The following is a 15,489-nucleotide window of genomic DNA, read 5'->3' as shown; positions in this document are numbered from 1 at the left end:
TTATCTCTTTATATCATCGAGTAACGGGTTCGAATATCCGCGCGCCACACTTGTTGAATGAACGGAAGTTCCACAAGTTGTTCGTGATGAACAAACGCTGGATCCAACGATACGCATGCCCCTCTGGATCGAAACTGGGGGTGAACTTGTCACGCGAATGGAGCATGAAACGATTGTTGATGTACACCAACTTGCCAGGTTGAATGTCCAGCGGCCGCGCTACGCTTTTAAGCGCGTTGTAAAACCTCAACAGGGTATTTTGTGCTTCGTGATCAGCGGCAATTACCATGTCCGGGTAAAACGCAGCAGTGACTCTAGGGTGAGTCAGCGGGCCGCTCAGAATTGGGTACACATGAGTTTCTTTCGCGCCTGCGGCACTGTTCCTCCAGCGGTAGGGCTGACGAATGATGAAATGTTTGCCATATAGGATTTCAATATCGGCCTGTTCCAGAACCTGAAGGGCTTCCCTCGCATCGGCCACCCAGGTTTTCGGGCCCACCCCGGCAGGGTCACCGCGAACGCCGAGAAGCAGAAGAGCCAGCGGCGAGGTGTCTCCACGGGAGTCATAAGCCTGAAAGGCATTTTCGGTGTGCAGGTCCAACTCCAGGTCCGAACCGTTGCCGGTATACTCGCCTACGGCCTCCGGATGCGGTACCACGTCATTGACCAGTTTTGGCCCCTCATGCTTGATGGAGTAGGGCTCCGCTATCAAACTGCCCAGGGCAACCAGCACATTTTCAGAAAGATAACCACTTTTGAAGTTCAAGCTATTAGCGTCGCCTTGCGGGCTGCCAAATGCGTCATCAATCGGAAGGTTCTCAAATACACAATAAGAAGCATCGTCATCTTTAAGTGATTCAAGCTTTTTTAGAAGTCGCGCGGGAAACTTTTGATAAGCGGTCATGCGAATGAGGTGGATGTAGTCTCGCCCTCCCGTTGGCTCGTAACAAATGTCTATGAGCGCGTCCCGAATACTCTCTTTTTCAACAGCCGTCAGCCAGAAGCTGTTGGCGTCTGCACTTGAATCGTCCACACGCACTCCTTTATAGATCTGATTGATTTGTCATGAGTTGAGTTATAAGTAAGTTACGACTTTCAAGCGCTGAGGTGGGGGTCTCCGTATCCACGACCTGACAGTGTCCATGCTTTGATAAGGCCCGACCTGAGTGGGTGACTCAACCTAAGAGCTTATCTGTGTACGCACCGGTGAAATGGTGGGTGTTAAATTGGCCATCAACATCGTAGGGTTGTCCTTCATCGGTGCTGATGATTCTTGATAACCGCCCACGATGGTAGGCAGTCATGAAGTTGAAGAATGGCGTGCTTTCTTCTCTTGTGTCCGTTATTCCGTAAAGCCTCAACTGTTTGGTTATGGCAGCTTCCAGTTGTGGCAACATATACCAAGGGCATGTTGGAAAGCAGTGGTGGGCCGCGTGGTAACCAAAATTCAAAATAATCAGATTGAGGAAGGTAAACTTTCTTGCCACCGGTACGGAGAAGGTATTCTGGATTTCGTAGTGTTTTCCATGGGTTAGCTTTTCTCCCGCCGTATACACCTGCTGGAAAGAATGCTGGAAACAGTCGACGAATCGTACGATGTGTATCCTAAGGAAGGAGGAGGCTTGCCATACCACCACAAGTATCAGGGAGAACCGGGCAAACGTAGCGAAGGCTACAATGTAAATGCACAGGCTTCCAATACCCCTTGCAACTTCGCGCCTGCTGCCGCTGAATATCACGGAGTAAATATTGGTAAGCTTGATCACATAGTAGAAGGCGGGAAGATATATTTTTTCTGCAACAATGATTGCACTGAATAGCCTCGGATGAGCGACAGCAAAGTGACCACTATCGAACCCACCAATATCAATTTTTTCGGCATGATGGCGAACATGATCTTTTCTATAGGCTTCAAATGAAAAGAAAGAGAGGCCGTTAAGGAAAGACAGCAACTCTCCGATGACAGAATTGACTTTCTTCGACTTGAAAACAGAATTGTGCGCGCAATCGTGGCTCAGGTACCAGGACCAGATTTTGGCAAGGGCAATCAAGATAATCGCACCGAGTACCGCAACGATCTGTTGAGTATACGCCAGGAATATGCCCCCTACAGTGAAGGATGCTATTGCACTTAGTATCATCACCGATGGCAACAGTCTTCGCTCTTTAGCTATTGAAATAAGCAGGGTTTTCACGTTGGCGTCTTTGATGGCGCGCAGATAATTATCAGCATACAGTAAAGACATCTCATCACCTTCAAGAGCAAAATCACTGAAACGCTTATTGAGCTGGTTTGGGGGCTAGCATTGAACAACCTATCATGCCTGGACAGGTGTAATCACTTCCGTGCGCATGTGGAACTAACGGCGGGGTTTGAATATGTGTGCATACACAATGCCAGAGATGTATTGCAGGTGTACGGCTGGCTAGGGTTCTTTTGGTGTTGCATCTGGCACCAGTGAAGGTGGTACTAGCGAGACCGTAGCGTGCGTATCCGCGTCCACGGGTTGTTCGCTGCTACTGGATTTGTAGCCGATCAGTATCACGCCGACGATGCACAATAAAACACCGGCAATATTTAAATAAGAGAGTCCTTCTTTAAGCAGAAATACCCCGATAAAGCCGAGCGCAATATTGATAATGGCGCCGGTAACGATATTGCCCGTACTGAGGTCCCATCCACTGCGATACATCATCAAAAAGCCGATTTCCATCATCAAGATGCAAAACGCGATGCCTCCCTGAAGCCAGGTCATTTGCTTCAAGCCCGCGAGTAACGTTCCACTGCCCAAAAAAAACGGCAACATCAAGGTGGACAGGATAACGATCGCCACATAAATACTGACAATTGAAACCAAGGGGTTGATCGTAGACGGTATTTTCTTCATGAGCATGTGATAGCCCACGGTGCCCAGTATCGCTACGATCGCTGATAGATAGAATGTGTATTCTTTACCTAGCACGTTCAATACTCCTACTAGTTGGGTTCAAGTTCACGAAATGTGGTGGTTTCCAAGAACCTCTGGTCCATGTACTCACCCGCGATGATCGCTCCGTATTTCGCAGGACTGCCGTCTGCGCAACAGCTGGGCAGGCACTCCACTTTGGCGGTGTAGTCTGGGTCCATAAAGAACGCCGCCGAATGGCGTAATTTGCCGGAGGTATTTATCACTCGATGCAGCGTTGCCTTGTAACGGTCATTCGTCCAGCGAGACATTAGATCCCCGACATTGACGACAAAGGCATTTGGGATGCGTTTGACTTTGATCCAGGTGCCGTTGGCACTCTGTACCTCTAACCCCCCGGTGGCACTTTCCGAGATCATCGTGATCCAGCCGAAGTCTGTATGCTCTCCAGCACCCATCGGCGCTCCCTGCGTATATTGGGTGGAGGGATAACGCAGGACTCTCAATTGGGCCATCGGCTTCTTGAATTTATCATCGAAGTAATCGATCGGCATATTGAGAGCAAGGGCAAACACGTTTAGCAGTTTTTTTCCGAACGCAAGCATTTGCGAGTGATATTCCCTCATCGCAAGCTTGAAGTCGGGTAATTCCTCTGGCCATACATTGGGGCCGTAAAAAGGTAATTTGGCTTTTACGAACTCGTCGTCAAGCGACAAGTCCGCGGCCATGTCAAAACCCTCTTTGACATCGCCCAATATGCCATCCGACTTATCAGCGCCTTCGCTAAAGTAGCCACGCATATAGGGGGATTTATGAATTTCGATTTTTTCCTTGGCCTGAACAGGCAGGTCAAAAAACGATTCTATTTGAGAGAAGACAGTTGAAATAAGCGTGTTATCTACACCGTGATTGACGACGGTGAAAAATCCGACCTCCCTGCACGCGTTGTCGATCTCCTTTACTAGACGTGGTGATATCTCTGCTCCCTGCGTCAAACTACCGACGTCAATGATAGGTATGTTCTTTTCCATGAATGCACCATGTGCTCTAAAAAAGGCGCAACGAGACCTACTCCATGAACGCTGAAGTGCACTCAGGGATAGACCGTATATAGGCCAGTGTCATTTAGTTAGACTAAAGAATTTCGTCAATCCGCAAGCGCAGTCAGTATGGACTCGACATTCTCGATCGACGCGCCTCCTGTTACCGGCTAGGTGGCGTAGCCTAGAATTCACTTCTATGAAAGCGAAGGCAAATCAGATAAAGTAAGCCTGGCTTAGTTTTTTTACCATGGAAGGGGGATTGATTAATGTTCGCAAAATTGCCGTTGACAGCCATTCGTGCATTTGAATCTGCCGCAAGACTCGGTGGGTTTAAAGCAGCCTCCGCGGAGTTGTTTGTTACCCCAGCGGCAGTATCACAACAAATAAAAACACTTGAAAACTTACTGGGCAGTATGCTTTTTGTACGCACTCCCCACGGTGTTCAACTCACAGCGAACGGTGAGAGGCTATATTCAAAGGTGCATCTTTCGTTTCTGGATATAAGCGGTAGTATGTCTTCGCTCAAGCCACCCGCCGACTCCAACACACTCCGAGTTTCTACCACGCCGGCATTTGCGTCTTTATGGTTGATCCCTCGGCTGGCGAAATTTTATAGCGAACATCCAGACATTCATGTCAGTGTTGAAACCAGTAATGAAGTGGTGGATTTGTTTCGTGACTCATCTGTTGATTTAGCGATTCGTTGTGGGTTTCGCGATTTTCCAGACTTGTACAGCCACGCGCTTATGCGCGAACAGTTTGGTGTTTTCTCTCATGCCCACTGGAGGCAAGAGGAAGTTGAAGCTTCTTTGAAACTTATAAGTATACGTTGGGCTACGTCATCGCCCGCTTCAATTAGTTGGGCGTCCTGGTGCGCGGCTGCGAATCATGAAAGTTGGCTATCAAACGCGGTCTATCGTGAATACAACGATGAGCATTTTGCGCTCCAGGCCGCTATTGCCGGGCATGGCTTGACGCTGGCGAGCACGGTCTTGGCGGCAGACTATGTTGCGAATGGATTGCTGATTCCTTACAGGCCCGACATCAAGATTCCGGGCGCGCAGTTTTCAGCTGTATGCGTGCCGGGGCGTGAGCGTTCAGGTGCCGTAAAGCAGTTTCTGGCGTGGATGGTCAAAGTAATAGCAGACTGCCATATCGATTGCCCTGTCGCTCGGGATGTCGCGTCGCAGGCTGTCATTAAGCGCCGAACGTCACTGGCTATCTGATTAGGGGGGTGGAGAGCTTGATCAGGCGCGTTCCTATAACAAACCCTGATCCGCACACACCTTCACCACTTGTTCCCGAAACCAGGTATTGGCGCTGTCCTGCCCACTGGTTTCGTTCCACTGCATATCCAGGGTGAACCCCGGCAAACCGTTAGGTGCTTCGCAAACACCGAATGCCGGCGCTGGTGCCAGTAACTTTTGCACGCGGCGGGGCAAGGTGACGATGAAATCGGTGCCGGCAATCATCTTCAATGCCGCGCTGTAGCTGTTGGCCCGTGCAATCACCTGACGCTTGCGGGCCTGGCGCGCAAGCCAGCCATCGATCATGTTGGTGTCGGAGGTCCACGGCGTAGGGAATACGTGGCGCCGCTCAACGAAGGATTGCAGGCTGAACGCCTGTTCTCTCGGCGCTGAGCGTTGGTCGCACACGCAGACCAAGTCGTCCTCCAACAGCATCTGGGTCTTGAAGTCTTTGTGAGCGCGGTGAAAGTGCGGGCCGAAGCAGATCACCAGGTCCAGGCGACCTTCACGCAGGTCGTCGGCGGGGATGTCGGTTTCCAGCTTCTGCACATTGACGATTACCGGCAGGTCGGCATGGTCGAAGCGCTTCAGCAGGCGCGGGAGGATCAACTGTTCGAAATATTCCGGCGCGCACACATTGAAGGTCACGGCCTGTTGGGTCGGATCAAAAGCCTGGCCACCGGCATGGCACAGGTTGATGCTTTCCAGAATCTTGTGCACGTGCTCGTACATGGTGGTGGCCTTGTACGTAGGACGCATGCCTGCGCGGGTGTTGATAAACAGCTCATCTTCAAAGCTGGTGCGCAGCTTCTTCAGGCTATAGCTCACGGTGGACTGGCTGACGAACAGCGTTTCAGACACCTCGGTAACGCTGCTCTGGTCGTAGACGGCGATGAACACCATCAAATCCTGCATATCGAGCTTTCTGAGCAAGTTACTGTTTAGCATCGGTTTCGTCCGTAAACCCTTTGTACCGAACTCAGTACAAGACTGAGCAAAATGTTAACGGAACGCTCGTACCAATAGAAAGCTCTGTAGGACCCTTCAATGTTTTGTGTGGGACAAAAAATGTTTGTAATACGACGTCAGCGGATATGGCGTGCGTAATGCGCCGGGTTGAACCGCATGACGATCAGCAGCATCAGCCCGCTCACTGCCATCAATGACCACCAGGCCCATTCGAAGCTGCCCAATTGGTCGCGGATCATGCCGGCGATGAGCGGCGACAGGCCGGCGATCAGATAACCGATGCCCTGCACAAACGCGGTAAGGCCACCGGCGCGGCGCGGGTTGTCGAGGTGGTCCAGGGACAGGATCAGGCTCATCGGAAACAGGCCGCCAATCCCCAGGCCGAGCAGGCATGGCCACAACAGGCTCCAGTGTTGCGGACTGAGAATGAGCCCGCAGAAACCCAGGATGATCAGCACCAGCAACACCGCCACCACGCTACGCTTATCCTGGCGGCGGTTGGCGATGGCCGGGGTGACCAGGCCGGAGATCACTTCCATGGCGGTCAAGAAGCCCAGCAGCAAGCCGGCATTCTGTTCACTCCAACCCTGCTCGACGTAGTAGGGCGCCAGCCACGCCAGCACACAGGTGTAGGACGCGGTGCCGAGGCCAAAAAAGATCGCCAGCAACCAGGCGCGGCGATTGCTGAAAAAAGCCTCCTGAGGGCCCGAGCCGGCTTGAGGCAACGGCGGCAGTGCCGCACGCTGGGCATACCAGAACACCAGGGCCAGCAACGCCAGCAGTGCCCAGATAGCCAGGCCGATACGCCAACTGCCGGTCCGGGCTTGCACCAACGGCGAGAACGAAGCAGCCAGAGCCGCGCCGCCCATGATCGCGGTGACATACAGGCCCATGAATAACGAGACATTGGCACTGAACCGCGACTTGATCAGCGCCGGCATCAATGCCTGAATCAGCGCAATGCCGACTCCCGCCGCGATGGCACTCACGATGAGTTCCAGTGCCGAATCCAGGAACAACCGCGACAAGGTCGCCAGCCCAATCACCAGCAGCGACAGCACAATGCTGCGATGCTCGCCCACGCGCTTGGCCAAGTCCATGCCAAAGAACATCGCCAGGCCCATGGCCATGACCGGCAACATGGTCAGTAAGGCGGCGCTGCTGAAACTTAGCGGCACATCCGCACGAATCGACGCCAGCAAGGGCCCCACGGCCGCCATCGAGGGGCGCAAGTTGAGAGCGACGAGCACTACGCTGATCATCAGCCATAGTGCGGAGGTGGATTTTGCCTGAACGTTTTCCATGGGCCTGCCTTGAATGAACAAGGGCGAATCAGGCCATGGAGCGTGCAGCGGGGCAAATCAGAAAGTCGCAGGGGCTATTGAAAAAATGCAGATGCCGAGGGGTGAGGTAAGCGCGCATTGGGCGCTGGCTGGCAGGGCGTCACGGGAGCAAGCTCCCTCGCCACAGGTCCAGCGTTGCGGGATTACAGATTCGTCAACTCCCACCGCCCTTGGTCGATTTCAAGCAGCGTCGGCCCCTGGCGATCAGCAGCAGCATGCAATGCGGTGCGAAGATGTTCGATGCCGCGGATGCTTTCTGCCGCGCAACCCAAGGCCGTGGCCACGCCGATAAAGTCCGGCGTGTAGATGTCCACACCCACCGGCTCGATGTCACGGTTGACCATGTACTTCTTGATCTCTTCATAACCCTGGTTATTCCACAACAGCACAATCACAGGAGTACGGGCCTCCACCGCGCTGGCCAGTTCCGGCAAGGTGAATTGCAAACCGCCGTCGCCGATCAGGCACACCACCGGTTGGCCATCGCCGCGCCCGAGCCAGGCACCCATGGCGGCGGGCAGGGCATAACCCAGGGTGCCGTAACCGGTGGAGGCGTTGAACCACCGACGTGGGTGGTCGAGGTTCAGGGTCAGGTTGCCGCTGTACACCGGTTGAGTGGAGTCGCCCACGAACATCACGCCGGGCAATTCCTCCAGAACCGCGTTGAGAAACCGGGTTTGCGCACGCGTCGCAGCGTCCCAGGCAGGTTCCAGCTCGGCCCACAAACGGGAGACGCGTGCTGCACCCCAGTCGGCAGTGCGCGGCGCCAGCGGCTGGCGGTTGATTTCGGTAAGCAGGGCTTGGGCGGCAATGCGCGCATCGGCCACCAGTGCCACTTGGGGCGGGTAGTTGCGTACGGTCTGGTCCGGGTCGATATCGATGCGCAGCAGCGTTCCGGGAATGTTGAAACCGCCGGCGAAGGTGACGTCGTAGTCGGTCTCCGCCAACTCGGTGCCGATCGCCAATACCACGTCAGCTTCAGCCACCAAGGCACGGGTGGCGGGCAGTGTCTGCGTGGAGCCGATGAGCAGCGGGTGCGCGGCGGGCAACATACCCTTGGCGTTAATGGTCAAGGCCACGGGCGCGCCGAGGGTTTCTGCGAGGTGGGTCAGTTCGGTGGCGCCGTCAATGGCGCCGCCACCGGCCAGGATCAGCGGGCGCTTGGCCGCAGCCAGCCACTGGCGCATCTGCTCAATGGCAGCCGGTGCTGCGCCGGCACGGGTGACGCTGACAGGCGTGCTGCCCAGCAACGCGTCGGCATTTTCCACCAACACATCCAGGGGGATCTCGATATGCACCGGGCGCGGCCGACCAGCCTGGAACAACGCAAACGCCCGCGCCAGCACGGCGGGCAGTTCGGCCGCTGACATCAAGGTATGGGAGAACGCCGCCACCCCGGCCACCAGCGCGCTCTGGTTCGGCAGTTCATGCAACTTGCCGCGCCCGCCGCCCAACTGGCTGCGTGCCTGCACGCTGGAAATCACCAGCATCGGGATCGAGTCGGCATAGGCCTGGCCCATGGCGGTGGTGATATTGGTCATGCCGGGGCCGGTGATGATAAAGCACACGCCGGGCTTGCCAGAGGTGCGCGCATAACCGTCGGCCATGAAGCCGGCGCCCTGTTCGTGGCGCGGGGTGATATGCCGAATACTGGAGCGCGCCAGGCCCCGGTACAGCTCCACGGTGTGCACGCCGGGAATGCCGAACACGTGGTCCACGCCGTAGCGTTCCAGGAGGTGCACCAATACTTCGCCGCAGGTCGCCATACAGGTCGCTCTTGTGATGGATTCGAAGCGCTATTGGAGCGGTTGGCCAGTGGCGGCAACAATCGATAAAAAGTCATACTCGCCATGTCCTCCCGTCATGGCTGCACCCCGATGAAACGCCTCCCTCCGTTACCTGCGTTGCACACCTTCTGGGTCACGGCCCAGTGCTGCAACTTCACCCGTGCCGCCGAACACCTGCACATCACCCAGGGCGCGGTGAGCCGGCAGGTGGCCGGGTTGGAAAGCCAGTTGGGCTATGCCCTGTTTCAGCGCCAGGCGCGGGGCTTGAGCCTGACGGAGGAGGGGCGCGAATGGCTGGCGTGCGCGCAACAGGTGTTTGGCTTGCTCGCTGACGCGGTGGAGCACATCGGTGACCGGCGCCGCACCTTGCAGCTCAAAGCGTCCACCTGCGTGATGCGCTGGTTGTTGCCGCGCTTGCTGCAATGGCAAAAAGAACGCCCGGATGTGCCGGTGGAGCTCACCACGACGGTGGCCTATAACGTCGACTTTCGTCGTGAGACGTTTGACGCGGCGGTGATCTACGGGCCCATCGCCGAGCAGTCGGCCGAGGCGCGGCACTTATTCGACGAGCGCCTAACGCCGGTCTGCGTGCCTGGGTTGCTGGGCAGTTTGCGTACGCCGCAGGATTTGCAGCATCAGGTACTGTTGCACCCGACCCGAGACGAGCGCGATTGGACGTTGTGGCTCAAGGCTGCCAATGCCTGCTTGAGCGATCCCATCCAACGGCACCACTTCGAAACCTTGGACTTGGCAATGACCGTAGCGTCCCAGGGCACCGGGGTGGCGATGGGCGACAGTGCGCTGATTGGCGAGGATCTGAAGGCGGGGCGGTTGGCGATGCCGTTTGAACTGCGGGTGTCGACGGGGATGGGGTATTTCCTGGTGTATCCGCCGGGGAAGGAACCGTCGGTTGGCTTGGTCGCGCTGATGGATTGGTTGGTCAGTGAGGCCAGTGCGTGAGCTGGCTTGCCCGTACATCGCCCTATGTAGGAGCGAGCTTGCTCGCGAAAAGCGTCAACGATAACGCCTACATCCTGAATGAACGCGGCGCCTGTGAGTTTTTCGCGAGCAAGCTCGCTCCTACAAAAAAGGCAAGCCAGCGTTGGGTCAGTAACCGACGGTAAAGCGCTGGCGCGAGTACTTCGGTGTCTCCACTTCATCCAGCATGGCGATGGCGAAGTCGGCAAAACTGATCGAACTGTTGCCGTCACTGTTCACCAGCAGCTCATCCGTGCCCAGGCGGAATTTGCCCGTGCGCTCGGTGCCGTCGAACAGGGCCGATGGCGACAGAAAGGTCCAATCCAGCTCCTTTTCCTGACGCAACGTTTCCAGGAAGTCAGCCCCGGCACTGGCTTCAGCTTTATATTCAGCCGGGAACCCTTCGCTGTCGATCACGCGCCCGCCACCGGGCAACAACAGCGAACCTGCGCCGCCGACCACCAACAAACGTTTCACCCCGGCCTTTTTCACCGGGCCGATCACGGCGCTGGCGGGAAGGGTGGCGAAGTGCGCCGCGCTGATCACCACGTCGCTACCGCTGATGGCGTGTTGCAAGGCCTCGGCATCCAGGGCATCAACCTGTTTGACCGTAACGCCTGGGCGCACAGCCAGCTTGTCGGTATTGCGGGCGATGGCGGTGACGGTATGCCCGCGACGCAGCGCTTCTTCCAGCAGTTGGCTACCGGCGCGGCCGGTGGCACCAATGATTGCAATCTTGCTCATGATGTTCTCCAACAGGGTTAAGGTTTAAAGCCAGTTACCACTTCATTTCGCCCTTGGCGACTTTGGCGCTCAGTTCCAGCGAGCTTTCGTCGGCGAGGGTGGGGTAGCGTTTTTTCATGGCCGCAATCAGGGCGGCGGAGTCCTTGGCCTTGGCGGTTTCGAGGTCGAAGGCCTTGATGTAATCGGCGGTGAAGTTGACCGAGACCAGCGATGGCGTGCCCAGGTAATGGCCTGGCACCACGGTGTTCGGTTTCAGGTCTTCAATGCGCTTGAGGGTGGCCAACCAGTCTTTATGGGATTGCGCGCTCTGGGTATCAGCCATCCAGACGTGGATGTTTTCAGCGACCACCACACCACCGACCACGGCCTTGATCGACGGGATCCACACAAAGCTGCGATCTGGCTGCGGGCCGTCGAGGCCCACCACTTCAAGCTGCTGTCCTTCCAGCGTCAGGCTGTGGCCTTTAAGTACCTGCGGTACAAGGGTCTTGGCCGGTTTGTCTGCGCCCATTTTCGGGCCCCAGAAGGCCAGCTTGTCGGCGACAGTGGCGTTGATATGGTCGACCACCGGCTGCGGCGCCAGCACCTTGGCGTCGGGGAAAGCGGCGGTGAGGGTGTCCAGGCCGAAGTAGTAGTCCGGGTCGCCATGGCTGATGTAGATGGTGGTCAGGCGTTTGCCGCTGGCGCGGATCTTCTGCACCAGTTGCTCGGCTTGGCCTTTGCCGAATTGCGCATCCACCAGGATCGCGTCTTTCTCGCCGCTCACCAGCACCGAGCTGACCGGGAAGATCGCGGCTTCGCCTGGGTTGTACACGTCCAGTTTCAGCTCTGCCGCCGCTGCGTGGGCAGCGAATGCCAGGGCGGCAGTAGCCAGGGTCAAGCGTTTGAAGGTCGAGAACATCGGGCAGCTCCTGCCATAGATAAGGGATGCACAGAGCTTAGTTGCATAAAACGCGACAAAAAATGCGATGCTGGGACATAGTTTGTTTCTAAAATCGGGCAAATCATGGATCGTCTTCAAGCAATGCGCGTGTTTGTCACCGTGGTGGACCTGGGCAGCCAATCCGCCGCCGCCGACCACCTTGACCTGTCGCGCCCGGTGGTCTCGCGTTACCTGGCGGAGCTGGAAGACTGGGTGGGTGCACGCCTGCTACACCGCACCACGCGCAAGCTCAGCCTCACTGCCGCCGGGGGTGAAACACTACCGCGTTGTCGGCAATTGTTGGATTTGTGTGGGGATATGCAGGCCGCCGTCAGCGAACCCGATGATGCGCCCCGAGGTCTGTTGCGCCTGAGCGTCAGCACCTCGTTCGGCCAGGCGCAACTGGGCGCGGCGATTGCCGAATACGTCAAGCTTTACCCCCTGGTGACGGTGGATTTGCAGATGCTTGATCGCACGGTGAACCTGGTGGACGAGCGCATCGACCTGGCGATCCGCACCAGCAATGATCTGGACCCCAACCTGATCGCCCGGCGCCTGACCGTATGTCGCTCGGTGGTGTGCGCCACACCGGCTTATCTGCGCGAGCATCCGGCGCCGCAGAAAGTCGAAGACCTGGCCCGGCACAATTGCCTGACTCACTCCTACTTCGGCAAGAGCCTGTGGCATTTCGAAGAAAACGGAGAGCACGTGTCGGTGCCGGTCCACGGCAATATCACGGCCAATGAGGCCAGCACGTTAATGCGCGTGACGCTGGCCGGGGCAGGGGTGGCGATGCTGCCCAGTTATCAGGCCGGCGAGCTGATTCGCAGTGGGGAGTTGGTGCGCTTGCTGCCGCACGCCGAGCCACGACAAATGAACATCTATGCGGTGTACGCCTCACGCAAACACATGCCTTCGGCGTTGCGTAGCCTCCTGGATTTCCTGGTGCTGCGCTTTCCTGAAGAGCCGGGTTGGGATGTCGGGCTTTGAGCTGAAATAAGCGCGCTGAATGGCATCGCATCAGGGCAAGTTGACCTATGCTTTAAACAGCACCCTGTAGATCCGTTCAGAGGTCTGTGCCATGAGCATTAAAACCAGAAAGTACCTGACGATTTTCACCCTCTGCGCATTGGCGACAGCGCTGTATGGGACTGCCGCCTACCGCGTCGAGCAAACGCGCATGCAGCCAGCGGCGTTCGCTATCAGCTGCCATCAGGACCAATGCGTTCCCCGCACCGGCAGTTTCAGTGCGCTCAGGTAGGCTGCTCTGCCTTCAGTTGTTCACGAAACGCCTTGGGTGAAAACCCGACCCTGCGGCGAAACAGCCGTGAGAAGTTGGTCGGGTCGGAAAAGCCCAGCACTTCGGACATCTCGTTGATGGTCATGCTGGTGTAGGTCAGCAGGCGCTTGGCTTCCAGCAATTGGCGGTCATGCATGATCTGCAACGCCGGTTGCCCACCCAACTCCCGACACGTCCCGTTCAAATGTGAGACCGAGATGCCCAGCTTGTGGGCCAGGTCTTCAATCTTCGGGTGTTCGCGGTAATGCTGTTCGACCAGTTGCGTAAACCGCCGAAAGTACTCACGACCCCGCGGCGCGCGTGGATGGCGGCGCTCGATCGCCTGGCGGCTGACCCATACCAACAACACGCTGACCAGGGCGTGCAGCATCATGTCCCGTGCCGGTTGGTCATCGGCGTATTCGTCCTGCAAGCGTACGAACAGGCTGTTCAAGTAATCGCTGTCCTTGCCCGCCGGGTAGCTGCCGAGTGTGTGCAGGCCATCGACGGTAGAGCCCAGTTGCGCCTGCAAGTGGCTGACCAGCGGCGCCGAAAGCGTTACCACAAACCCTTCCACATCCTCGGAAAAACGAAAGCCATGCACGCACAGCGGTGGCAGCACTTGCAGGCTCGACTCGTTAAGCGTGGTGCGCTGGCCCTCGATTTCCAGTTGTGCCTGGCCTTTGTGCACATACAGCAACTGGCACAGGTCCGCGTGCCGGTGGGGCTGGATTTCCCACTGGTATTCCCGACTGCGCCGGGAAATGGTTTCGCAGTGCAACAAATCGGGAGTCGGCCACTGCTGGCTTTCCCCGTAAAGCTTGAAGACCGGAATCGCGGTTTTGGTCATGGTTTCAATCCGATACTCAGGATAATGGTTCGGTAATCGCCCCGATTGGCGAAAAGCACAGGTTTTGACGCAGTTTTCACCTTCTTATGAGCCTCACTCAAGTGAAAAATGTCAGCCACAAGAGCAATGACAACTCTTTCACTCCATACGTTCGCGTGAAGCTTGAAGGTCATAAAAATAATGAAAACCCTGAAAACCCAAGTCGCCATTATTGGTGCCGGTCCTTCCGGATTGCTGCTCGGCCAACTGCTGCACAACGCTGGCATCCAGACCCTCGTTCTAGAGCGTCAGAGCGCCGATTACGTACAAGGCCGTATCCGCGCCGGTGTGTTGGAACAGGGCATGGTCGACCTGCTGCGCGAAGCCGGCGTCAGCCAACGCATGGACGCCGAGGGTCTGGTGCACGACGGGTTTGATATTGCCCTCAATGGCCAACTCACCTCCATCGACCTCAAGGCCTTGACCGGCGGCCAGTCGGTGATGATCTACGGCCAGACCGAGGTCACCCGCGACCTGATGGCCGCCCGCGCAGCCGCGGGTGCCATCACTCTGTACGAAGCCTCCAATGTTCAACCCCATGACCTGAAAAGTGAACAGCCGTGGCTGACCTTTGAGCATGAAGGCCAAGCCTGTCGCCTGGAGTGCGACTACATTGCCGGCTGCGACGGTTTCCATGGCGTGGCCCGCCAGTCGATACCGGCGCAAGCGCTGAAGGTGTTCGAACGGGTCTATCCCTTCGGCTGGCTGGGCGTGCTGGCCGACACGCCGCCGGTACATGCCGAACTGGTGTACGCCAAACATGCGCGGGGTTTTGCGCTGTGCAGCATGCGGTCGCCGACCCGCAGCCGTTACTACCTGCAAGTGCCGGTCGAAGAGAAGCTGGAAGACTGGGCAGATGAACGTTTCTGGGATGAACTCAAAAGCCGCCTGCCCGGCTCATTGGCCGAACAATTGGTGACCGGCCCGTCTATCGAGAAAAGCATCGCGCCGCTGCGCAGCTTTGTGGTGGAACCCATGCAGTACGGGCGCCTGTTCCTGCTCGGCGATGCCGCGCACATTGTGCCGCCCACCGGTGCCAAGGGCTTGAACCTGGCAGCCAGTGATGTGAGCACCTTGTTCCGCATCTTGCTCAAGGTGTACCGCGAAGGGCGCCTGGACTTGCTGGAAAAATACTCGGCAATCTGCCTGCGCCGAGTGTGGAAAGCCGAGCGGTTTTCCTGGTGGATGACCTCGATGCTGCATCAGTTTCCCCAGGCGGATGACTTCAGCCAGCGTATTGCCGAAAGCGAACTGGACTATTTCATTCGCTCTGAGGCTGGGCGTAAAACCATCGCAGAAAATTACGTCGGCCTTCCTTACGAGCCTATCGAATAGCCTGCTATCGTATCGAGCATTCCCACCGGTGACCGTTGCCTGTGGGC

At 56.8% G+C, this 15,489-nt stretch carries 15 protein-coding genes; 5 read left to right on the top strand and 10 right to left on the bottom strand.

What is annotated here, in order from left to right; all coding sequences use genetic code 11:
- Positions 1–13: 13 nt before the first annotated feature.
- The 4 genes from JFT58_RS22055 to JFT58_RS22040 all read right to left on the bottom strand — a co-directional run bounded on the left by JFT58_RS22055 (position 14) and on the right by JFT58_RS22040 (position 3,937).
- On the bottom strand, positions 14–1,033 hold the full coding sequence (locus JFT58_RS22055; RefSeq protein WP_198834599.1) for a TauD/TfdA family dioxygenase: 1,020 nt from the start codon (positions 1,031–1,033) through the stop codon (positions 14–16).
- Positions 1,034–1,175: 142 nt separating this feature from the next.
- Positions 1,176–2,246: a fatty acid desaturase family protein gene (locus tag JFT58_RS22050; RefSeq protein ID WP_054897595.1), complete on the bottom strand. Its 1,071-nt coding sequence runs from the start codon at positions 2,244–2,246 to the stop codon at positions 1,176–1,178.
- A gap of 180 nt (positions 2,247–2,426) precedes the next feature.
- Positions 2,427–2,963 carry a hypothetical protein gene (locus JFT58_RS22045; RefSeq protein ID WP_057975672.1) on the bottom strand — a complete coding sequence of 179 codons (537 nt, stop codon included), beginning with the start codon at positions 2,961–2,963 and terminating at the stop codon, positions 2,427–2,429.
- Positions 2,964–2,977: 14 nt separating this feature from the next.
- Positions 2,978–3,937, bottom strand: a complete 960-nt coding sequence (locus JFT58_RS22040) for an isopenicillin N synthase family dioxygenase (RefSeq protein ID WP_198834598.1) — start codon at positions 3,935–3,937, stop codon at positions 2,978–2,980.
- A gap of 278 nt (positions 3,938–4,215) precedes the next feature.
- On the opposite strand from JFT58_RS22040, the gene JFT58_RS22035 reads away from it, so the two are divergent.
- Positions 4,216–5,175 (top strand): LysR substrate-binding domain-containing protein, encoded by a 960-nt coding sequence (locus JFT58_RS22035; RefSeq protein WP_198834597.1) that lies wholly within the window; start codon positions 4,216–4,218, stop codon positions 5,173–5,175.
- A gap of 33 nt (positions 5,176–5,208) precedes the next feature.
- Here JFT58_RS22035 and JFT58_RS22030 read toward each other — a convergent pair whose 3' ends face one another.
- From JFT58_RS22030 to JFT58_RS22020, 3 genes are all read right to left on the bottom strand, one after another.
- Positions 5,209–6,144, bottom strand: coding sequence for a LysR family transcriptional regulator (locus tag JFT58_RS22030; RefSeq protein WP_034126603.1), 936 nt, complete (start codon positions 6,142–6,144; stop codon positions 5,209–5,211).
- A gap of 137 nt (positions 6,145–6,281) precedes the next feature.
- Positions 6,282–7,469: a cyanate transporter gene (locus tag JFT58_RS22025; RefSeq protein ID WP_054898843.1), complete on the bottom strand. Its 1,188-nt coding sequence runs from the start codon at positions 7,467–7,469 to the stop codon at positions 6,282–6,284.
- A 182-nt stretch (positions 7,470–7,651) separates the two neighbouring features.
- Entirely contained in the window at positions 7,652–9,274 is a 1,623-nt protein-coding gene (locus JFT58_RS22020) for a 5-guanidino-2-oxopentanoate decarboxylase (protein ID WP_054898842.1), read from the bottom strand.
- Between the two features lie 111 nt (positions 9,275–9,385).
- Between JFT58_RS22020 and JFT58_RS22015 the strand changes: the two genes are divergently transcribed.
- On the top strand, positions 9,386–10,255 hold the full coding sequence (locus JFT58_RS22015; RefSeq protein ID WP_054898841.1) for a LysR substrate-binding domain-containing protein: 870 nt from the start codon (positions 9,386–9,388) through the stop codon (positions 10,253–10,255).
- A gap of 147 nt (positions 10,256–10,402) precedes the next feature.
- Here JFT58_RS22015 and JFT58_RS22010 read toward each other — a convergent pair whose 3' ends face one another.
- Together JFT58_RS22010 and JFT58_RS22005 are read right to left on the bottom strand one after the other, a co-directional pair.
- Entirely contained in the window at positions 10,403–11,017 is a 615-nt protein-coding gene (locus JFT58_RS22010) for an NAD(P)-dependent oxidoreductase (protein ID WP_054898840.1), read from the bottom strand.
- 34 nt (positions 11,018–11,051) lie between these two features.
- Positions 11,052–11,918 carry an MBL fold metallo-hydrolase gene (locus JFT58_RS22005; protein ID WP_054898839.1) on the bottom strand — a complete coding sequence of 289 codons (867 nt, stop codon included), beginning with the start codon at positions 11,916–11,918 and terminating at the stop codon, positions 11,052–11,054.
- A 105-nt stretch (positions 11,919–12,023) separates the two neighbouring features.
- Between JFT58_RS22005 and JFT58_RS22000 the strand changes: the two genes are divergently transcribed.
- Together JFT58_RS22000 and JFT58_RS21995 are read left to right on the top strand one after the other, a co-directional pair.
- Complete coding sequence (locus JFT58_RS22000; protein WP_034126609.1) at positions 12,024–12,929, top strand: LysR family transcriptional regulator; 906 nt, start codon at positions 12,024–12,026, stop codon at positions 12,927–12,929.
- Between the two features lie 91 nt (positions 12,930–13,020).
- The gene (locus tag JFT58_RS21995) at positions 13,021–13,200 is read left to right on the top strand and encodes a hypothetical protein (RefSeq protein WP_003189580.1); all 180 of its coding nucleotides are present in this window, start codon (positions 13,021–13,023) and stop codon (positions 13,198–13,200) included.
- Here JFT58_RS21995 and JFT58_RS21990 read toward each other — a convergent pair.
- On the bottom strand, positions 13,193–14,068 hold the full coding sequence (locus tag JFT58_RS21990) for a helix-turn-helix domain-containing protein (protein WP_054898838.1): 876 nt from the start codon (positions 14,066–14,068) through the stop codon (positions 13,193–13,195). The two genes, JFT58_RS21995 and JFT58_RS21990, sit on opposite strands and share 8 nt — an antisense overlap.
- Before the next feature lie 189 nt (positions 14,069–14,257).
- Here JFT58_RS21990 and pobA point away from each other — a divergent pair, with 189 nt between their 5' ends.
- The gene (gene pobA, locus JFT58_RS21985) at positions 14,258–15,442 is read left to right on the top strand and encodes a 4-hydroxybenzoate 3-monooxygenase (protein ID WP_169918859.1); all 1,185 of its coding nucleotides are present in this window, start codon (positions 14,258–14,260) and stop codon (positions 15,440–15,442) included.
- Positions 15,443–15,489: the final 47 nt, after the last annotated feature.

It is taken from the genome of Pseudomonas sp. MF6767 (assembly GCF_016405475.1).
Taxonomy (GTDB): domain Bacteria; phylum Pseudomonadota; class Gammaproteobacteria; order Pseudomonadales; family Pseudomonadaceae; genus Aquipseudomonas; species Aquipseudomonas paracarnis.
This window is presented reverse-complemented; position numbering and strand designations above follow the sequence as displayed.